At 38.4% G+C, this 21,392-nt stretch carries 17 protein-coding genes, 1 riboswitch and 1 other annotated feature; of the genes, 1 reads left to right on the top strand and 16 read right to left on the bottom strand.

Annotation, left to right across the window (positions count from 1 at the left end):
• Positions 1–199: 199 nt before the first annotated feature.
• From PVA17_RS04800 to zapA, 14 genes are all read right to left on the bottom strand, one after another.
• The gene (locus tag PVA17_RS04800) at positions 200–1,438 is read right to left on the bottom strand and encodes an aspartate kinase (RefSeq protein ID WP_274067049.1); all 1,239 of its coding nucleotides are present in this window, start codon (positions 1,436–1,438) and stop codon (positions 200–202) included.
• A 188-nt stretch (positions 1,439–1,626) separates the two neighbouring features.
• A riboswitch (Lysine riboswitch) is annotated at positions 1,627–1,805 on the bottom strand.
• 408 nt (positions 1,806–2,213) lie between these two features.
• Entirely contained in the window at positions 2,214–4,004 is a 1,791-nt protein-coding gene (gene uvrC, locus PVA17_RS04795) for an excinuclease ABC subunit UvrC (protein ID WP_132357135.1), read from the bottom strand.
• Between the two features lie 316 nt (positions 4,005–4,320).
• Positions 4,321–4,632, bottom strand: coding sequence for a thioredoxin (gene trxA / locus PVA17_RS04790; RefSeq protein ID WP_004226420.1), 312 nt, complete (start codon positions 4,630–4,632; stop codon positions 4,321–4,323).
• Positions 4,633–4,765: 133 nt separating this feature from the next.
• Complete coding sequence (locus PVA17_RS04785; RefSeq protein WP_274067048.1) at positions 4,766–6,115, bottom strand: amino acid permease; 1,350 nt, start codon at positions 6,113–6,115, stop codon at positions 4,766–4,768.
• 58 nt (positions 6,116–6,173) lie between these two features.
• Positions 6,174–6,407, bottom strand: a binding site (T-box leader).
• A 224-nt stretch (positions 6,408–6,631) separates the two neighbouring features.
• Positions 6,632–7,609, bottom strand: a complete 978-nt coding sequence (locus PVA17_RS04780) for an electron transfer flavoprotein subunit alpha/FixB family protein (RefSeq protein ID WP_248716766.1) — start codon at positions 7,607–7,609, stop codon at positions 6,632–6,634.
• Between the two features lie 51 nt (positions 7,610–7,660).
• The gene (locus tag PVA17_RS04775) at positions 7,661–8,434 is read right to left on the bottom strand and encodes an electron transfer flavoprotein subunit beta/FixA family protein (RefSeq protein ID WP_132357138.1); all 774 of its coding nucleotides are present in this window, start codon (positions 8,432–8,434) and stop codon (positions 7,661–7,663) included.
• A 117-nt stretch (positions 8,435–8,551) separates the two neighbouring features.
• The gene (locus tag PVA17_RS04770) at positions 8,552–9,325 is read right to left on the bottom strand and encodes an enoyl-CoA hydratase (protein WP_132357139.1); all 774 of its coding nucleotides are present in this window, start codon (positions 9,323–9,325) and stop codon (positions 8,552–8,554) included.
• A gap of 14 nt (positions 9,326–9,339) precedes the next feature.
• The gene (locus tag PVA17_RS04765) at positions 9,340–9,921 is read right to left on the bottom strand and encodes a fatty acid metabolism transcriptional regulator FadR (protein WP_132357294.1); all 582 of its coding nucleotides are present in this window, start codon (positions 9,919–9,921) and stop codon (positions 9,340–9,342) included.
• A 211-nt stretch (positions 9,922–10,132) separates the two neighbouring features.
• On the bottom strand, positions 10,133–11,824 hold the full coding sequence (locus PVA17_RS04760) for an AMP-binding protein (RefSeq protein WP_274067047.1): 1,692 nt from the start codon (positions 11,822–11,824) through the stop codon (positions 10,133–10,135).
• A gap of 677 nt (positions 11,825–12,501) precedes the next feature.
• The gene (locus PVA17_RS04755; RefSeq protein ID WP_132357141.1) at positions 12,502–12,915 is read right to left on the bottom strand and encodes a DUF350 domain-containing protein; all 414 of its coding nucleotides are present in this window, start codon (positions 12,913–12,915) and stop codon (positions 12,502–12,504) included.
• Between the two features lie 22 nt (positions 12,916–12,937).
• Positions 12,938–15,304, bottom strand: a complete 2,367-nt coding sequence (locus PVA17_RS04750; protein ID WP_274067046.1) for an endonuclease MutS2 — start codon at positions 15,302–15,304, stop codon at positions 12,938–12,940.
• An 18-nt stretch (positions 15,305–15,322) separates the two neighbouring features.
• Positions 15,323–17,032: a DNA polymerase/3'-5' exonuclease PolX gene (gene polX / locus PVA17_RS04745; protein ID WP_274067045.1), complete on the bottom strand. Its 1,710-nt coding sequence runs from the start codon at positions 17,030–17,032 to the stop codon at positions 15,323–15,325.
• A gap of 59 nt (positions 17,033–17,091) precedes the next feature.
• Positions 17,092–17,631 (bottom strand): CvpA family protein, encoded by a 540-nt coding sequence (locus PVA17_RS04740; protein WP_132357144.1) that lies wholly within the window; start codon positions 17,629–17,631, stop codon positions 17,092–17,094.
• A 5-nt stretch (positions 17,632–17,636) separates the two neighbouring features.
• The gene (zapA, locus tag PVA17_RS04735; RefSeq protein WP_132357145.1) at positions 17,637–17,897 is read right to left on the bottom strand and encodes a cell division protein ZapA; all 261 of its coding nucleotides are present in this window, start codon (positions 17,895–17,897) and stop codon (positions 17,637–17,639) included.
• Positions 17,898–18,031: 134 nt separating this feature from the next.
• Here zapA and rnhC point away from each other — a divergent pair, with 134 nt between their 5' ends.
• The gene (gene rnhC, locus PVA17_RS04730) at positions 18,032–18,958 is read left to right on the top strand and encodes a ribonuclease HIII (protein WP_274067044.1); all 927 of its coding nucleotides are present in this window, start codon (positions 18,032–18,034) and stop codon (positions 18,956–18,958) included.
• Between the two features lie 130 nt (positions 18,959–19,088).
• Here the strand turns inward: rnhC and PVA17_RS04725 are convergent, their stop codons facing one another.
• Complete coding sequence (locus tag PVA17_RS04725) at positions 19,089–19,616, bottom strand: methyl-accepting chemotaxis protein (protein WP_274067129.1); 528 nt, start codon at positions 19,614–19,616, stop codon at positions 19,089–19,091.
• Positions 19,617–19,630: 14 nt separating this feature from the next.
• On the bottom strand, positions 19,631–21,052 hold the full coding sequence (locus PVA17_RS04720; RefSeq protein ID WP_274067043.1) for a methyl-accepting chemotaxis protein: 1,422 nt from the start codon (positions 21,050–21,052) through the stop codon (positions 19,631–19,633).
• Between the last annotated feature and the right edge of the window lie 340 nt (positions 21,053–21,392).

The raw sequence follows: 21,392 nt of genomic DNA, 5'->3' as shown, positions 1-21,392 counted from the left end.
ACATTTTATTATATAACAATAGAATTGGATAAAATATTAAATTGATGTGAACAAAAAAAGATGTGCATTTTACTGGCACATCTTTTTCAATATTATATGTAAAGCGCTTGTTCTACAATCTCTATCCGTCGCTTTGGCTGCTCTATCCACGCCCCGCTAAAAAAAGTGACTCAAAACCGCATTATCTTTGTACCTGTCGCTACGCTTTCGGTACAAAAGACACTTCCTGAAATAAATTAAATTCATCATGTAATGCATTTGCTGCACGAATCATTTCGTCCTGAGGTACAACAACAGACACTTTTATTTCAGAAGTACTCACCATTTTTACAGGGATATTTTCACGACGTAGACGATCAAACATCCTCGCAGCCACCCCTGGGTTAGATGCCATCCCTGAGCCAATAATGGAAACCTTCGCTAAGCCAATTTCAAAATCAGCAAAACTAAACCCTAGTGATAATTTACTATCTTCTAGAACACGTAATGCTTCAGCGAACTCCTCTTTTAAAATAGTAAAAGATACCGTCGGCTTTAAACCATCAATTATTGCCTGTACGATTATATCGACGTTTATGCGATTTTCTGCAAGTATTGTGAACATATTTGCTAACGAAGCATTAGAATAAGCATCATAACCAACAGTTAAGCGAATAACGTCTGCCTCGTAGGCAACACCACGTACAATTAAATTTTTTTCCATTTCAACTTCCTCCTTCAATAAAGTACCTACAGTATCTATTTCGCTCGAGCGAATGATAACTGGGATTTGAAATTTCTTTGCTAACTCTACAGCTCGCGGGTGTAAAACTTGTGACCCTAAGTTTGATAGCTCTAGCATTTCATCATAGGAAATTTCTTTTAGTTTTTGTGCCCCAGCAACATGACTTGGATTAGCTGTATAGACGCCATCCACATTCGTGTAAATATCTACCCGCTCCGCCTTCAATTTTGCTGCAATTGCTAGAGCCGACGTTTCCGCACCACCTTTACCTAACGTCGTAATATTCCGTGAATTATCGATACCTTGTTCCCCAGCAACGATAACGATTTTCCCCTGTACAAAATGCTCTTCAATTCGACTAGCATTCATTTCCTCAATACGGGCATTGCTATACATAGCATCGGTTTCAATGCCTGCCTGCCAGCCCGTTAATGACACGGCATCATATCCTTTCTCCTGTATAGCAATTGCCACTAATGTACTTGTGAGTTGTGAGCTTGTTGAAAATAGTGCGTCTAGTTCACGCTTAGATGCATGGTCTGATAATTCACGAGCCATCTTCGCTAATTCTTTAGCCATACCCCTCATAGCTGTAGTGACAACGACAACATCAAAACCTCTTTCCTTTTCTGCAATCGCCTTTTTCGCAACATTTTGAATGCACTCTGTTGATGCGAATGCAGCACCACCAAATTTCATCACAACTCTCGTCATCTTTATCATTCTCCTTCGTATTCAATCATTTCGCTGATAAAAGTAGCGATACTTTTGCAACTTTAATAACATGACAAAAGCAAACGCCTAACAGCCTTGAAAAAATGTTGTTTCGAGAAAAATCTAAAAAGGCAGCTTTCACATAACGTGAAAGCTGCCTATAACATGTACAATAAAGTAACTTGCGCATGTGTGATAGCTCTCCGAAACGTATAGAATCGACAGTCTTACATCTCTTAAATGTAAAACCAGCACAGCATCGGAAACAACGATGCTCCACTTCGGCAAGTTCCCCTTTCACACATTTTCACCGGACTTGTTCGTCCTCGTATGTACTACTCTTGAACCTTGCACCTCTATCATCACTAAATAGTGATCGTATTTAATTTGAAACTTAGTGAAGAAATTCCCATTTTAATAAATAGAAACTACTAAAAAACATTGCTATATTAAAAAGCTATGTTATATACAACCTTAGCATACGCCTAATCCTTTGACAATGGATCTTATTGAATATCGATTTTGCCTTGGCGTAATTAAGTTCGGAGGCTTTGACCAGCAGATATTTTTTGCGCGAAAGCGAAGCGGCAGCGGCAGATATTTTTTGCGCGAAAGCGCAGCGGCAGCGGCAGATATTTTTTGCGCGAAAGCGCAGCGGTAGCGCAACAGCAAAATGTTGGTCACTCAGTCGTTGTCACAATACGTGGGGTTTTTAGACTGTAATTGTTTATACACCCATTGAAAAGGGGTTCCATCTGCATTCATCCCATCACCTTTAGAGGTGGGAGTCTTCTACTGGATGAAAATAATCATAAATATTGCTAGCCAGATTAGCAGGCATCCCTGCTTCCTGTAATGCTTGCACATTTGCCTCACGAATCTTTTTGACAGAGCCAAAATACTTGAGTAATTGTTGTTTTCGCTTCGGACCAATGCCCTCTATATTATCGAGGACAGATTGTATTGCATGTTTCTCATGCTGTTGTCGTAAGAAGGTAATAGCAAAACGGTGTACTTCGTCCTGGATTCGCTGTAGTAAGTAGAATCCATCGCTAGTTCGCTTTAACGCAATTACTTCAGCTGGATCACCAAATAGAAGCTGTGACGTATTATGCTTTTCATCTTTTGCTAATCCGGCAATTGGAATAACAAGGCCGAGTTCATCCTCTAATACTTCTCGCGCGACTTCCATTTGCCCCTTGCCGCCATCTATTAGTACTAAATCCGGTAAAGGTAGACCTTCTTTTAATACGCGTGTGTATCGACGGCGAATTACTTCTTGCATCGCCCCGTAATCATCATGCTTGGCGGCTGTACGTGTTTTGTATTTTCGATACTCCTTCTTTGCAGGTTTTCCATCGATAAAGACAACCATTGCAGATACAGCATCTGTCCCATGCATATGACTATTATCGAAAGCCTCAATCCGTAAAGGTGCAGAAATGCCCATAGCTTCACCGAGCGCCTCACATGCTCCTATTGTGCGTTCTTCCTGCCGTTCAATAAGCTGGAATTTTGCCGCTACCGCAATTTCAGCATTTTTTGTCGCTAATTCAACTAGCTCTTTTTTTTGCCCTCGTTTTGGTGTTAGTACCTTAACTTCTAGTAATTCCGTTAAAATTTCTGCATCAATGGTTTGTGGGATAAAAATCTCCTTAGGTTTAATGTGCTCTAGCTTGTCGTAAAATCGTCCAACGAATGTCAAAAATTCCTCTTCTGCCTCTTGATAAATCGGGAAAATCGAGACATCTCGCTCAATGAGCTTCCCTTGACGAACAAAGAAAACTTGAACACACATCCAGCCCTTCTCCACGGCATAGCCAAATACATCGCGATTCGTTGTATCACTCGATACGATTTTTTGCTTTTGCATGACTGTATCAATATGTGCAATTTGATCACGAAATTCCTTTGCACGCTCAAACTCTAAATTTTCTGCGGCCGCTAGCATTTTTACCTCTAGCTCCTTTTTGACTTCCTCAACCCCACCATTTAAAAACTTTGTCATATCCTCAATCATATTGTGGTAAATTTCTGCATCTATATCTTTCACACAAGGGGCTAAGCATTGCCCCATATGATAATACAAACAAACCTTGGTAGGGAGTTGTACACATTTTCGAAGAGGATATAAACGATCTAACAGCTTTTTCGTCTCACTTGCTGCATACGCATTCGGATATGGACCAAAATATTTTGCCTTATCCTTTTTCACTTTTCGCGTTGTAATAAGGCGCGGGTGTTTTTCATTTGTAATTTTTAAATACGGATACGTTTTATCATCCGTCAGCATAACATTGTACTTCGGGTCATGTAGTTTTATAAGATTAAGCTCTAAAATTAAAGCTTCAATATTGGAGGATGTCACAATGTACTCAAAATCTTCTATTTCACCTACAAGCCTCTGTGTTTTCCCTTCATGCGAACCAGTAAAATACGAGCGTACTCGATTTTTCAGCACTTTAGCTTTCCCGACATAAATAATGGTTCCTTGTCGATCTTTCATCAAATAGCAGCCAGGCTGATCTGGTAAAATTTCAAGCTTTCGTTTCATTAAATCATTCATCGCCTACCTGCCCCTTTTTCTTAAAGTAGCGTTTGTCCCTTTATTTTCTCATATTTATAAGGATAACTTCCGCTTTTTCTCTATATTATATAACGAAAAAAAGCCAAGCACATCTTATTGATGGCTTGACTCTTTTTTTCTTACAGGATCAATTATGCCTCGGCATAATTGCGTCCGGAAGCTTTAACTTCTTTCAACGGGTGTTTGGACACCCCTGAAAAGAGCTTAAATTCGCATTCATCTCACCATCTGTAGAGGTGGGAGACTTCTGTACCTGTCGCTACGCTTTCGGTACAAGAGAATTTGCTGAAAGAAGTTAAGCATGTTTTGCGATAAACGCTTCTAATGCTTCTTTTGGTTGGAAACCAACTGTTTTATCTACTAATTCACCGTCTTTGAATAATAGTAATGATGGGATAGACATAATTTGGTATTGTGCTGCAGTACCTTGGTTATTATCTACATCTACTTTTACAATTTTAGCCGCACTACCTGCAGCATCCATTTCTTCAAGAACTGGTCCAATCATTTTACAAGGTCCGCACCAAGCAGCCCAAAAGTCTACTAGTACTAACCCTTCTTTAATATCATCTTGGAAAGTTGCATCTGTTGCATGTACAATTGCCATTTGAAATCCTCCTTAAGCTTACTATGCTTGTAGTATAGCATGGATAAATTCTCTTGAGCGAACAATCTGCCTAGTATGCGAAATTTATGAAAAATAAGGTCGAAAAAGGCAATAAGTTGTTATGTTATTTTGCTTAATTTTCATGAAAACGACCTTTATAGACATACGTTAACGTAATAAAAAGATAAATAACTAATGTGATACCTGTTACGATAATCGATGTTGTGAAAATAATGCCAATTAGAATTGCACTTAATGCAATAATAGCGATCCAAGTTGTGTAAGGGAACCATTTCACTGCATAGGAACTTGTTTTTTCCGGCTGTATTTTACGCGATTTCAGATGCGCAATCGCAATAATTAACCAAATAAATAACACGGTATATCCAAGTGAACCCATTAGAAAATCAAATGTTTTGCTTCCCGCAAATAAAGAAAAGATTACAGCTATATATAAAGCTAAAGTACACATTAATATGGCATATACCGGAACTTTCCTTTTTGATAAATGTGCAAAGATTTTAGGAACACGTCCGTCTACAGCTTGTGTATACAGAACTCGTGATGAACCATAAAGCCCAGAGTTCATTGATGAAATAATTGCTAGTAAAACAACAGCGTTCATAATATGGTCAGCACCAGGAATCCCAATCATTTTAAAGACCATTACAAACGGACTTTCCGGCACCCCGTTTACTTCATTCCAAGGAATCAAGCTAACGATAATAAAGAAAGGAACTAAATAAAAAGTCACAATACGTACTAATGTACTGCGAACAGCTTTTGGCACTACTTTCTCAGGATTTTTCGTTTCAGCTAATGTAATACCAATAATTTCAGTACCACCATAAGAGTAAATAACTACAAGCATTGCAGCAATCAATCCCATTGATCCGTTCGGGAAGAAACCACCATGCTCCGTTAAATTAGAAAAACCAACAGCTGTATGATTACCAAAAGTAACAAGCAATAAAATTAAACCGGCTATGATGAATACCACAATGACAGTAATTTTAATTAATGCCAGCCAATATTCCGTTTCAGCAAAAACTTTCACAGATAGTAAATTAATAGCTGTAACTAACACCGAAACAGATAATGCAAGTATCCAGATCGGGTAATCTGGCAACCAATATTGAATAAAAATGGCCGCAACTATAGATTCTGCAGCAATATTTAATACCCACATTTTCCAATAGATCCAATCTAGGAAATAAGCTGGATACTTCCCTAAAACGGCTTGCACTAAATCTCTAAATGTTCTGGCTTCGCTATTTCGGACTGCCATTTCTGCTAAACCTTGCATAACAAATAGCAAGATAATCCCGCCAATTAAGTACGCAATAAGTACTGATGGCCCTGCCATATCAATAGCTGCACTACTTCCTTTAAATAACCCTGCACCAATGGCACCACCTAAAGCCATCATCGTAATATGCCGTGATGTCATCGTTCTTTTTAATCTCTGATTGTCATTTTCCATATCCTTACCTCCTAAAATCAAAAAAGGCATATCGTCAGTTCCTTCATTATCAAATGAAAGAAGAGACGATATGCCATAAGCAAACCGCGGTACCACTCTAATTGGTTCTTTAAGAACCCTGCTTAAAAACCTAGTAACGAAGGTTAACCGTTCAACAAATAGAATATTTCGTAAATTCCATCTATCTTACCGCTCCTAGGCAAGTTCAAAGTCTTATTGGACTGCGTTGCACCAACCCGCAGCTCTCTTCACCAAATAATGAGCTTTTACTACTCCTAATCTTTGCGTTTCTTTATAAAAATCACTGACTGAGTTCCTCTATTTCAGCGGATTTCTTTTGTACCGAAAGCGTAGCGACAGGTACAGATGGTTGATCCACTGAAAAAAGTTAAATTAATATTCATCACTATACGTTCTAAAATTAATTATGTCAACATTTTATTTTGCAATAACTTCAAAAAGTCAAAAAATTTGAACGTAAAAAAGCGGGGAAGACATATCTTCCCCGCGCATTTATTAGGCATTCACTTTTAACGCTTTAAATTCTTCGATTAGCAGAGGCACTACCTCAAATAAATCACCTACGATACCGTAGTCCGCAACTTTAAAAATATTTGCTTCTGGATCTTTATTAATCGCAACGATTACTTTTGAGTTTGACATACCAGCTAAGTGTTGAATTGCTCCTGAAATACCAGCTGCAATGTAAAGGTCTGGTGTTACTACCTTACCTGTTTGACCAATTTGAAGTGAATAGTCGCAATATTCAGCATCACACGCACCACGTGAAGCACCAACTGCACCACCAAGTAAATCCGCTAGAGCTTTTAATGGTTCAAAGCCTTCCTCAGATTTTACGCCACGACCACCTGCTACAACTACTTTTGCCTCAGAAAGATCAACACCCTCTGAAGATTTACGTACTACCTCTTTAATGATTGTACGAAGGTTTGTAATATCTACAGTAATAGAAGTGATGTCACCTGATTTACCGGCTACTTTTTCTAATGGTGCAATATTATTTGGACGAACTGAAGCTAAAACCATACCGTCTTTTACTTTAACTTTTTCAAAAGCCTTACCAGAGTAAATTGGACGGATGAATACAACATCATCGCCAGCACCCTCAATTGACGTTACATCGGATACAAGACCTGCTTGTAATTTACTTGCAATTTTTGGTGATAAATCTTTACCGTTTGCAGTATGACCAAATACGATACCAGTTGGCTTTTCTTCCTCAATTACCGCTAATAAAGCTTGACCATAGCCATCAGATGTATATTGTTTTAAATGTGGATGCTCCACTGTTACAACACGATCCGCCCCATATTCAAATAATGGACCTGTTAAGTTTGCCACAGCATCCCCTAAAAGAACACCAACAACCTCACCACCATCTGCTATTTGCTTTGCAGCCGCAATTGCTTCGAAAGAAACATTACGTAAGCTTCCTTCACGAACTTCACCTAATACTAATACTTTTTTTGTCATAGTATATTCCCTCCGTTACCCTTTAAGATTCGATTTTTGTCATCAGATGACTTAAACTACTTTCGCCTCTGTATGAAGTAGGTTTACAAGCTCTTTTACTTGTGCAGAAAGTTCGCCTTCTAGAATACGGCCTGCTGCCTTTTGAGCTGGTAAGAAAATATCAACTGTTTCTACCTTAACCTCTACATCATCTTCATCGATATCTAAATCGTCTAACTCAAGTTCTGCAAGCGGTTTCTTCTTCGCTTTCATAATCCCTGGTAAAGATGGGTAACGTGGCTCATTTAAACCTTGCTGAGCTGTTATTAAAAGTGGTAAAGATGTCTCAATAACTTCTGAGTCACCTTCAATATCGCGTACAATTTTCGCAGATGTTCCGTCAATCTCAAGCTTTGTAATTGTTGTTACACAGTTAATACCTAGTAAATCTGCAACACGAGGTCCAACTTGACCAGAGCCTCCATCAATTGCAACGTTTCCTGTTAAAATTAAATCAGCATCTTTATCTTTTAAATATTCAGCTAAAATATATGCTGCTGCATTTTGATCCAGTTCATCTAGATCGTCTTCTGTATTAATAAGAACTGCTTCATCTGCTCCCATCGCAAGAGCTGTACGCAATTGCTTCTCTGTATCTTCGCCACCAATTGACACAACTGTTACTTTACCGCCAGCAGCGTCACGTACTTGGATTGCCTCTTCAATGGCATATTCATCGTAAGGATTGATGATGAACTCTGCGCCATCCTCCTGGATTTTACCACCCGACACAACAATTTTTTCTTCTGTATCAAACGTACGTTTAATTAATGCAAAAATATTCATATATCCATACCTCCTGCAACGTTTTTTATTTCTAAGTAAACTTATAAATATTATATATTTTCAGTGTCGATAACGTCGATAACACTCTTTCAAGTCGCTATCGACACTGATGGAATATTATTTACCAGTAAACACAGGCTCGCGTTTTTCAATAAATGCTTGAATTCCCTCTTTTGCATCTTCCGAAACGAATACTGTGCCAAAGGATTTTGCTTCTGCCTCAATACCTTCATAGAACGAAGCATGCTTTGCATATTGCAATGTTTGAATAGCTGCTTTTAAAGCAACCGGGCTCTTCTTCGCAATTTTCTTCGCTACCTTCAGCGTTTCTTCCAATAATGCTTCATCTGTAAATGCACGATTCGCTAAACCCCATTGTACAGCTTCTGTTCCAGAAATCGGCTCACTCGTAAACATCATTTCCGCAGCTTTTGCAACCCCTACATATCGAGGTAGACGTTGTGTACCCCCAAAACCTGGAATAAGACCTAATTGTAATTCAGGTAATCCTAATTTTGCAGATTCTGTCACAAAGCGCAGATGACAACTCATCGCTAATTCAAGGCCCCCACCTAGTGCGGCACCATGAATTGCAGCAATTATAGGTTTAGAGAACGATTCAACTCGTTCAAAAACTTGTTGACCATTGTTCGCTAGCTTTGAAAATTCATCACCAGATCCAACCTCTGTAAATTCTTTAATGTCTGCACCAGCTGAGAAGAAACGACCTTCGCCATGAAGTACAAGGACACGTACAGTGTCATCATTTTCTACTTCATCTAGCACAGCATTTACTTCGGCAATGATTCCGCGAGATAATGCATTGGCTGGTGGGCGTGCAATTGTAATAATCGCTACTCCATCCTCTGCTTTCCAACTTAGAAATTCCATTTCTCCACATCCTTTTAAGCTTTAATGCCGTTCAAGATTAATGCCTGAACTTTTGGAACCTGTTCTATCAAATCATATCGATAATCATTCATAACCCACGACGTAATGGTTTCGTCAATTGTTCCAAATACCATTTGGCGTGCCAAGCGTACATCCATCGTTTGACTGAACTCACCTGATAGCATACCTTCGATTAAAATTTGATCAAGTAATTGTAAATACTCTCTTAACACCGCATTAATCTTTAGTCGTAAATCTTTATTCGATTGTCGTAGTTCCAATTGTGTAACGGTTGCTAGGTATCGATCTGTCGCTAGAACATTAAAATGATTTTCAATCATTCGTGAAAGTTTATCCTTAGACGTACTTCCATTTTCTATTATATCTTGTAATGACTCTACAAAAACAGCCATTTTTTCATTAAAGACAGAAATTAATATATCTTCTTTATTTTTAAAATATAAATAGATTGTTCCGTCGGCCACCCCTGCCTGTTTTGCAATCTTCGATACCTGTGCTTGGTGATACCCATTCTCTGCAATAACGATGACAGCTGCATCAATAATTTGCTTATATTTTGGCTTATCACGTTTCACTTCTATATCACCACCTAAAAAAACTTGCATGCACACGTCTAAATTCATGCTCAATACACGAATGTCATCCTTCAATATCAGCCATCTCAAACTGATATATTGGTAAGGATATGACGTGGTCACCTAAAAAAATACGAAAATATGAATGGTCATTCATTCATATTTTCATATTATAATTTACATCTTTACTTGTCAATACTTTACCACGTATTTATTTTGCTTCTTTATTCACCAATTTTGTTTTTTCTTCGTCAACTAGTGAACGGCGCAAAATTTTCCCAACTGCTGTTTTCGGTAGGTCATCTCTAAACTCATAATAACGTGGAACTTTGAAAGCAGCTAAGTTTTGACGGCAATATTTATTTAATTCGTCTTCCGTAATCGAATATCCTTCTTTTAAAACAATATAAGCTTTTACGGTTTCTCCACGATACGGGTCAGGAATGCCCGCAACTATGCATTCTTGGATTTCCTCACGCTCATATAGTACTTCCTCTACCTCACGAGGGTAAATATTAAAGCCACCTGCGATAATTATGTCTTTTTTACGATCAACTACATAGAAATAGCCTTCCTCGTCCATATAGCCAAGATCGCCTGTTAAAAACCAGCCATCTACGAACGCCGCTGCAGTATCCTCAGGGCGATTCCAATAGCCTTTCATAACCTGAGGTCCCTTAACAGCTATTTCACCAATCTCACCAACTGGAAGCGCCTCAGCATCCCCTGTACGTAAAATTATTGAATCCGTATTTGGCCAAGGCAAACCAATCGAGCCCATAACACGCTTACCCCAAATAGGATTTGAATGTGTAACAGGAGAAGTTTCTGTTAATCCATAGCCTTCTACAAGTTTCCCCCCTGTTACCGCTTCAAATTTCTCCTGCACCTCTACTGGCAATGAAGCGGATCCACTTATACATGCTTTAATGGACGATAAGTCGTACTTTGCAATATCCGGGTGATTTAATAAACCAATATATAAAGTCGGTGCGCCTGGGAACAGTGTTGGTTTTTGCTTATCAATCGTTTTCAACGCTGTTTCTGCATCAAACTTTGGTAATAACACCATCTTATTTTGCGTGAATACGGATAATAAAATAACAGCGGTCATACCATAAACATGGAAGAATGGCAGTATACCCATAATGGTTTCCTCACCATGTACACATTTATACATCCATGCATCACACATTGTTGTATTTGCAATTAAGTTTTTATGGGTCAACATGACACCCTTAGGGAAGCCAGTCGTTCCACCTGTGTATTGAAGCAATGCTACGTCCTCTTCAAAATTAACGGGAATATCAATCATTTTGAGGGGCGCTGAGCGCATAATTTCTGTAAATAAATGATTTTGACCACTATGTTCAACCTTCACACTAAAACCAAACTGCTTTTTTTGAATATAAGGATAAACCAAATTTTTAGGAAATGGTAAATAATCTTTAATAGCCGTGACAATGACATTTTCAAGTGCAGTTTCTTTTATGATTTTCATAACACGTGGATACAAAATATCCATCAATAAAATAACTTTCGCACCTGAATCAGCCATTTGATATTGAAGCTCACGCTCAGTATAAAGTGGATTTGTTTGTACGACAATCGCCCCAGCATACATTGCCCCGTAGTAAGCGATTACACTTTGCGGTGAGTTCGGCAGCATAATAGCTACTCGATCTCCCTTCTCTATTCCAAGAGCTTGTAAATAGTTTGCGAACCTTAGCGCTGACTCATATAGCTCAGTGTACGTCAAATCCTTTCCCATAAAATGAATCGCAACTTTAGATGGATTCTTTTTATAGGCACGTGTCAAAAACTCTTGCACAGGAATTTCCTCAAACGTTAAAGACGATGGTACTTCTTCAGGATAATTTTTTAGCCATGGTTTTGTTGTCATACGTCCTCTCCCCTTTGCCCCAAACTTGTAAACTCTTATTTTAATTATAATGAAAATGAAATACTCTTTCAAACACAAAATAGAAAATAAATGCATTTTCGATTAATTATTATGCATTTGACAACATTTATATAACTGTATCCCTTATGATTTTAGATTGATAGAGCGTATGAATACTCATTCATTCTATCTTTTTTTATGCACAGGACTGCGTTAATATTTCTATATTCCAAAAATAATTTTTTATGATGGCTTTTTAGGTAGTTGAAGGAATATTAATAGGTGTTAGTAGTTTTTTATGACGGTTTGAAACGAGGATGATGTAACTTTTGATTTTTTTCGAGAGTATTTTAGTTTTTTTATTTCACTTTGACTTTTCTTTCCGTTGCCTCGACTCTTCTTTCCGTCACTTCGGCTCTTCTTTCCGTCACTCCGACTCTTCTTTCCGTCACTTTGACTTTCCTTTCCGTCACTCCAGCTATTCTTTACGTCGCCCCAGCTTCTTCCGTACTCCGATTCTTCTTTCCGTCGCTAGCTCCCTTAGCATATAAAAAAACGCATCCTCAAAAGGATGCGTTTTTTGCTTAAAGGGTCATCATATAATAGACACCGACTGCCAAAAATGCGATGCAGACAACGATTAGTACTTTTGCTAATTTTTCCATGTCATTACACTCCTATGCAATACTTGCCCCAATCACAAACGATAGACCGAGTGAAATGGTAAAGGAAATGAAACCGACTGAGCGATTATCGTTAGCAATTTCTTGATCAACATTAAAACGGGGTGTCATAAATTCAAATAAGAAATACGCCACAATTAGTAATGTAAAACCAAAAAGGCCCCAGCCAATCATTTCACTTAAAGTGCTGTGGCGCGCAATGGAAAAGCGAAAAATATTACAAATCCCCAGTATTTTCCCGCCTGTTGCAAGTGCCACAGCGATATTACCATTTTTAATTTCTTCCCAGTTTTTATATTTCGTAACGACTTCGAACAATGCCATCGAGACGACTAAACATAATACAACAACACTAAAATATCCTGCCGTTTCGATAATTGGATATCGCCAAAAGCTAGAATTCAGCATTTTTCTCCGTCCCCTTTACTGCTTATTTCAATTCCACAACCGTGACACCTAATCCTCCCTCACCCGCTTCACCAAAACGGAAGGATTTTACACGCTTATGCTTTTTCAAATAACTTTGAATTCCCTGACGTAATGCACCTGTACCGACACCATGAATAATTGATACACGCCCATAGTTAGCAAGCAAGGCATCATCAATATATTTTTCCGTACGTATGATAGCATCCTCATACCGTTCACCGCGTAAATCTAATTCTAATTTTACATGACTATTGCGATTTTTTACACCAGCCATACGTTGAACAGGTTCTTTTTCGGGTTTAATGTACTCTAGATCACTATCCGAGATTTTCATTTTCAGAATACCCATTTGCACAACCCATTCGGTATCCGATACTTTTTCGAGCAATGTACCCCGTTGTCCATAGCTTAACACCTTTACCTCGTCTCCGACAACTAAGTTTTGTGCACGAGCCTTTACTTGTGCTGCTTTTTTCAACACTTTATTGTTTTCAAGCGGAGTAGCTTCTTCCAATCGTTTACGTGCTTCGATGAGTTCATGCTCTTTAACAACTTGGTCTGCATTTTTGCGCATTTCTCGCAGCTCAGCAATAATTGATTCTGCTTCTCTTTTTGCTTCATCAACAATTTTACGCGCCTTTTCTTTCGCTTTTTTATCGAGTGCTTCTTTGCGTTCCTCGTAAGCTTGTAGTTTTCCTTGTAGCTCTTTACGAAGTTCTTCAGACTCCATAAGTAATTCATGAGAGCGTTCTGCATCATCTTCAGATTGGCGACGAGTCTCTTCTAGTGAAGCAATCATTGACTCTACCTCATGGCGATCTGTACCTGTAAAGCTTTTCGCACGGTCAATAATCGATTCTGGTAAGCCCAGACGACTTGAAATTTCAAATGCATTGGAGCGCCCTGGTACACCAATAAGTAGACGATATGTTGGACTCAAGGTCTCAATATCAAACTCTACACTTGCATTGGCAACCCCTGGACGATTATAGCCATATGCTTTTAGCTCAGGATAGTGCGTTGTTGCCATAACGCGGGCGCCACGACCATGTACTTCATCTAAAATGGAGATGGCCAGAGCTGCCCCTTCCTGAGGATCTGTCCCGGCACCTAATTCATCAAATAGAACGAGTGATTCCAAATCAAACTTTTGTAAGATATCTACTATGTTGACCATATGGGAGGAGAATGTTGACAGTGATTGTTCAATTGACTGTTCATCTCCAATATCTGCAAAAAGCTGCTTGAAAACAGCAAGCTCTGAACCATCAAGTGCAGGCACTGGTAACCCAGCCTGTGCCATTAATGTACATAGTCCAACTGTTTTTAAAGTGACGGTTTTACCGCCCGTGTTTGGCCCTGTAATCACAATTGCCGTAATGTCTTTCCCAAATTCAATATCGTTAGGAACCGCTGTTTCAATTGGTAAAAGCGGATGACGTGCACGAACAAGTCGAATATAGCCATCGTTATTCATTTTAGGCATTGTACATTTGTTCGCTTGCCCATATTTGCCTTTAGCTAAAATAACGTCTATCTCACCTAGTACTTTTACTAAATTAAATAAATCTGGGGCTACTTCCTCTACCATTGCACTTAAGGCAAGTAAGATGCGTTCAATTTCAGCTTGCTCTTTCATTTTTAATCGATGAATTTCATTATTCGCTTGTACAATCGAATCTGGCTCGATAAATAATGTTTGGCCCGAAGAGGATTGGTCATGCACAATTCCACCATAATGATGACGATACTCTTGCTTAACGGGAATAACAAAGCGATCATTACGAATCGTTACAAGTGTATCTGACAGCATTTTTGAAGCATTGCTCCCACGTATAAGGCTTTCCAGCTTAGAACGTACTTTGGCCTCCTCTGCGCGTAAAGACTGGCGAATTGAACGCAAAGTTTGGCTTGCAGAGTCTAGCACAGAACCGTTGTCATCAATACAGTTATTAATTTCATGTTGTAAGCCTGTCAAAACAGGCATCGCTTCTTTTTTTGCGATGAAATGAGGAATCTCAATCACTTCTTCTGATTGTATATCTTCGATAAAATTGCGAAGAATTCTACTAGCTCGAATTGTACTTGAAACTTCCATTAGTTCCATTGCTGAAAGCATGCCACCGATTTGTGCACGCCTTGCAGCTGGTCGCACATCAAAAATCCCACCCATCGGCACATTGCCTTTAACACGTAAAATGGATAGTCCTTCATCCATTTCTTCTAATAATTGTACAACTTTTTCATAATCTGTCTGTGGTACAAGCTCATCAACCGCTGATTTACCGATTGAAGAAGTACAGTATGTAGCCACTTGCTGACGTACTTTATCATATTCTAGTGTTTTCAATGCGCGTTCTGCGATCACTGAGAACACCTCCTCAATCTATTTATTTCGTCGAATAAACGCTTCAAATTGTTCTCGCGTCCATGTATTCACAATCATATCCTTTTTTAACCATGCTCTGTTTGCATAGCGCACCCCAATATCCATAAAGCGTAAATGAGCAATATCATGGGCATCCGTATTGATTGCTACGGGCACACCAGCTGCCAAAGCCATTTCTAAATGCTCAACACATAAATCAAGACGATATGGATTCGCATTTAACTCTAAAATTTTACCATATTCCTTTGCCCACGAAATTAATTGTTCCATATCAGGATTATAGCCATTACGATCCTCAATAATGCGACCAGTTGGATGAGCAATCATATGAACGTACGGATTTTGCATCGCCGTAAGTAAACGTGCCATAATTTTGTCCTGCGATTGTGTAAAGCTAGAGTGAATAGAGGCAATGACAAAGTCTAATTCTTTTAGCACACCATCTTCAAAATCTAGGGAACCATCCGGCAAAATATCCATTTCTGTCCCCGCATATAAATGGAAATCAGGATGTGCTTCATTAAACGCCTCAATTTCAGCACGTTGCTTTGTTAAACGCTCTGGCGTTAGACCATTCGCTACTTTTAAAAATTGTGAATGGTCAGTAATAACACTATACTGATAGCTACGCGCAATCAATGCTTCGCCCATTTCAGCAATAGAGTATGCACCATCAGACCAAGTCGTATGCATATGCAAATCTGCTTTAATATCTTCTATTTTCACTAGACTTTTAATGTCATTCGTTTTGTCAAATTCCGATGTTCCTGTACGCAAACTCGGTGGGATAAATGGTAAATCAAAATGCGCAAAAAATGCTTCTTCATCCTTAAACGGTAATACGGTGCCATTAGCCTGCTCTACACCATATTCACTAATTTTTTCACCACGGGCTTTAGCAATTTGACGCATGCGTACATTGTGATCTTTCGAGCCTGTGAAATGATGTAAAGCTGTTGCATATTCTACATCTTTTACTAATCGAAAATCTACACTTACAGGCTCATCTAGATCTAAAATAACTGAAATTTTTGTATCACCAGCTGCTATGACTTCTTGTACAGAAAGCTTATTCAGTAACTTTTCACGTACAGTTTCAACTGCTTCAGTTACAACAATAAAATCAATATCTTTACTTGTTTCAGCTGCACGACGGAAGCTTCCTGCAACAGAAAAACGTTCTACTTCTTCCATACTACCTAGAAGAGCTTCAATTTGTAAAACAACTGGCTCCAGCTGCCAAATCGGTAAACGTTCTGATCGATTTGCTAAATTTGCAAGTTCCTTTAAAATTTTTTCTTCAGTCTTAGCCGCAAAGCCTGCTAGCTCACGAACTTTACCTTCCTCACAAGCAGCCTTTAAACTGTCCGCAGAATCAACCCCTAACTCTTGATGAAGCTTAGCAATTTTTTTACCACCTAAGCCTGGAAGTTTTAATAGCGGGAGCAATCCTTTTGGTACAATTTCTTCTAATTCTTTTAATAAGCTTGATTCACCATTCGTCATTAAATCCTCAATAACCGCAGCTGTACCTTTACCTATACCCTTAAGCTTTGTGACATCTTCCATCTCACTTAACGAGCGCTCGTCCCCCTCAAGTGCGGCAGCAGCTTTTCGAAAGGCAGACACTTTGAATGGATTTTCCCCTTGTAATTCCATATACAATGCAATTTTTTCAAATGTGCGAATAATTGTTTTTTTGTTCATTGGGAATTCCTCCTATCGTAAAAACACTTCCCTCAAAACCGAGAGAAGTGCACAGTTTGCTATTGCATATAAATATACCACCAATTTTGGAACATACTTGTAATAATTGGGGTGTGTTCCAAAATGAGACCACTTAACAACGACTTCGACATTAAACTTTGAATAGAAGCAACTGGCAATAAAGCAAGAATGTACAGCAAAATAAACATAATTAAATAGTTTTCAATCATGCCAAACAATGCTCCAAGCCAGCGATTCACTGTACCTAACACAGGTAAATACGCTATAAAATCAAAAATCGATGCCACAATTTGCAATGTAATTTTCACCGCAAAGAAAATAACTGCAAATGCAATGACACGGTAAAAAGTGCGGTCTAAATCCAGGCTATCAATAACTACTCCAAGACTACCTGAATCCGTTACACCTGGATACGGAACCCAAAACACAAATTTTTGTGCTAATGGTTTATAATAGATATACGCAACTATTAGGGCAACTATAAAGCTAACGATATGCATCATCTGAACAATGAAACCACGTTTTGCACCAACGATGAGCCCGGCTAATAGCACCACTAATATGATTAAATCTAACATTCACTTCAACCCTTTAATTTTTTCAATTCTTCTTCTAGTTTTTCCATTTGTTCTTTTAATAGTAAATAATCATGAACGGTATTTACTGCTGTAAGAACGGCGAGCTTTGTGCTATCAAGAGAGGGATTATGTACATTCATTTCGCGCATACGGTCATCAACAATTGAAGCGACAAGTCGCATATGTCCCATGGATTCAGAGCCGACCATTTTATATGTATGACCGTAGATTTCCACAGAAATTTTATTCTTTTCTTGATTTTCCATAGTCGCACCCTCCTTTAAAAATTTTTGTGCTCACGAATTTTTTTATTGTGAGCTGCTTACACAAAAAAGCTATTTATTATCATAACATGAAAGGTATAAAATTGTGAACAACGAGGACAGAAAGGAACGAGTAAATGTCAAATATTGTACTTTCCATATCAACAAATAGACAAAAAGAGGTAATGTCATACTATGCCAACCATTTTATAGAGCGTAAAGCTCCAGGTGTAATCTTTGCCGCGAAGCTCCCGGATACAGCAATTACGATGTACAAATCAGGTAAATTAATGTTCCAAGGGGGAGGAGCTGAGCGAGAAGCTGCGCGCTGGGGAAACATAGAAGAACAAAATACACAAAAATCATCGTCGATAGGAGTAAAGGGCGACGTTCTTCCAGAAGGTTTTGCTACGATGTCCGTGCTAGGCTCAGACGAAACTGGTACTGGTGATTATTTCGGTCCAATAACAGTTGCAGCCGTATATGTCCCATCATCAAAAATTGCGCTTATAAACGAACTTGGTGTCAAAGACTCAAAAATGCTAACGGATGATTACATGCGTAAAATAGCCCCTGATTTACGTGCAGCTTGTGTCCATAGTGTACTTGTGCTACGCAATGAAAAATATAACGAATTACAATCACGAGGCTACTCTCAAGGTAAAATGAAAGCTATGATGCACAATCGAGCACTTAAAAATGTACTGGCGAAAATGGCGCCCGAAAAACCAGAACATATTTTGATAGATCAGTTTGCGGAACGCGGCGTTTATTACAATTACTTAAAAAATGAACGAGATATTGTTCGGGAGAATGTACTATTTTCTACGAAGGCCGAGCAACTACATCTTTCCGTAGCAACTGCATCGATATTAGCTCGTGCTGCATTTTTAAAAGAAATGGACCGTCTGAGCGAGATTGCTGGGATAGAGTTGTTGAAGGGAGCTTCAGCGAAAGTAGATGCGTTAGCAGCACGCATTTGGCGGAAACAAGGTGAGGAATTTTTACGTTCCATTACGAAATGGCACTTTGCGAATACTGAGAAAGCTAAAAAGATGAAATAATATTGGTCTATTTGACAAAAAAATTTCGCTATACTCCAGCAGAATTACAAGTTATACACAACTTGTTCTCTATTGTAGTTAGCGAAATTCTTTCTATCAAAAACTTATTATGATCAGATTTTTGTTTAGCCTAATATTTAAACTGTTTAATGGTTTGTTGTAGATTTTCAGACATTTTAGCAAGGGCTTCTGCCGATGCAGCGATTTCTTCCATAGAGGCTAGCTGTTCCTCTGTTGCAGCGGATATATTTTGTGCACTTGCTGTATTGTCATTTGTTCGCTGAAGCACACTTTCAATTCCTAGTGCCACTTGATTGGAGTGTTCAGAAATAACTTTTGCTGTCTCTGAAATTTGTCCTATTTCATAGGTTACGCTTTGCACATTATCACTAATTTCTTTGAATGACTTTCCTGCCATATTTGTTACATCAATTCCCTTTATTACCTCAGCTGAACCAGCAGCCATTGATTCAACCGCTAGTTTTGTATCGGCTTGAATATAATCAATGATATCTTTTATTTGCATAGTTGATTGTGCGGATTGCTCAGCAAGCTTTCGCACCTCATCAGCAACAACTGCAAAACCTTTTCCATGCTCACCTGCACGAGCAGCTTCAATTGCAGCATTTAGAGCTAAAAGATTCGTTTGATCAGCAATTTGCGTAATAGCCTCTACAATACGTCCGATTTCATTTGAACACTTAGTGTTTGTACGGTGTTTTCAAGTGCTTGGACAGTACTTTGAATCATTTTCATTTGGCCTATTGCTGTTTGAATAGTTTCGTCTCCTATCACAACAGCCTCCATTGCTTTATGCGACATTTCATTAACGGTATCGGACTTAACGGCAATTTGTTGAATAGATGAAGACATTTCAAGTACAGCGTTAGTGCTATCATTAATTGTTTCGGCTTGCAAATCAACCGTTTCAGCAAATGTTTGAATGGAATCAACAATTTGCGATGTAGCTCGTTTATTTTCTGATGTACTTGCTGTAAGTTCCTCCGATGATGCAGCTAACTGATTGGATTCCTCACTAATGTTACCAACTACATTACGTAAAGATAGAATCATTTTATTGAATATATCTGCCAATTTACCTATCTCATCATGTCTTTTAATATCAATTAAATTACGTAAATCACCATCTCCAACCTGCTCAGCTACTGTTGACAACTTATTTAATGGCTGAGTGATTGTTCTTATAATGAAAGCACCAATGATTCCAAATACGATTAGTGAAATGACAATAACGGTCATCGTGTTTATTAATATTGGTTTTGTGACAGCTGCTACGTCTGCTAAATCCATAGTACCAATAATTTTCCACCCAGTTAGTTTATTAGTAGTAAAAAACACTCGATGCTTTTTCCCATCTTCTTCAATGGTAAAACTACCTTCTTCTTTTCCTTGTATCTTTTCTATATACGACTTTTTGAGCTCCGTTCCTGCCTCTAATTGTGGATCAGCAATAATAAGATTATTGGCATTTACTAATGTAGCATAGCCATTATCACCAATCTCCACTGATTTCACTAGCTCGGAAATTCCGTCTAAATTTAGACCAATAGAAATAACCCCTGAACGATCTTGTAAACCAGCTGATACTGCTAATATTAATTCACCTGTAATCGTTGATTTATATGGATCAACCATAACGCCTTTACCTGGTGATTCAATAGCCTTTAAGTACCACGGTCGCGTAAATGGATCATAATCGGCTGAGGATTTAGCATATGGCTCACGCATAAATTTGTGCCCCTCAATTGCTAAATTGACAACAGAGACATTGCTATGTAAAGCATTATATTTTTCTAATTCCTTTAAAGCATCTGCATCTTGCACATTTTTATTAAAAGAAGCAGCTAAATACTCCGCATCACTTTGAATAGGTGATATCTCATTTGAAATTAGTGTATTTAATAAATCGACATTTTCGCGCGAGCTATTACTTAATTCCTTGTCATATTGATCAGAAGCCTTCAAATATGAAAACGTACCAATGGCAATACTGGGAATTAAAAGTGTCAAAGTAAACGCCCATATTAATCGGGCACGCATGGAAAAGCCTCTTCTTTTTCGATGATTTTTCATAATAACTACCACCCAATAGTAAAATTTTCTATCCAAATTATACTATACACAAATATAAATCAAAAATTTATTTTTTGTTATTTCTGAATATTGAGGAATGTTTAAACGTGTAAATTAACGTAAAGTCTTCTCTCCAGCTCTTTATTTCTCTCTGACTTCCAATAAAAATGACGTAAAAAAAACGAAAAGCTGCCTCCTTAAGAGACAGCTCACAAAAACATAATCAATAATGCCTCGGCATAATAGCTCCGGAGGCTTAACTTCTTTCAGCGCTTTAGAGGTACATCTGTACTTGTTGCTACGCGTTCGGTACAAAACCTATATGCTGAAAAGAAGTTAA

The organism is Lysinibacillus sp. CNPSo 3705 (genome assembly GCF_028674935.1).
In the GTDB taxonomy this organism is placed as follows: domain Bacteria; phylum Bacillota; class Bacilli; order Bacillales_A; family Planococcaceae; genus Lysinibacillus.
This window is presented reverse-complemented; position numbering and strand designations above follow the sequence as displayed.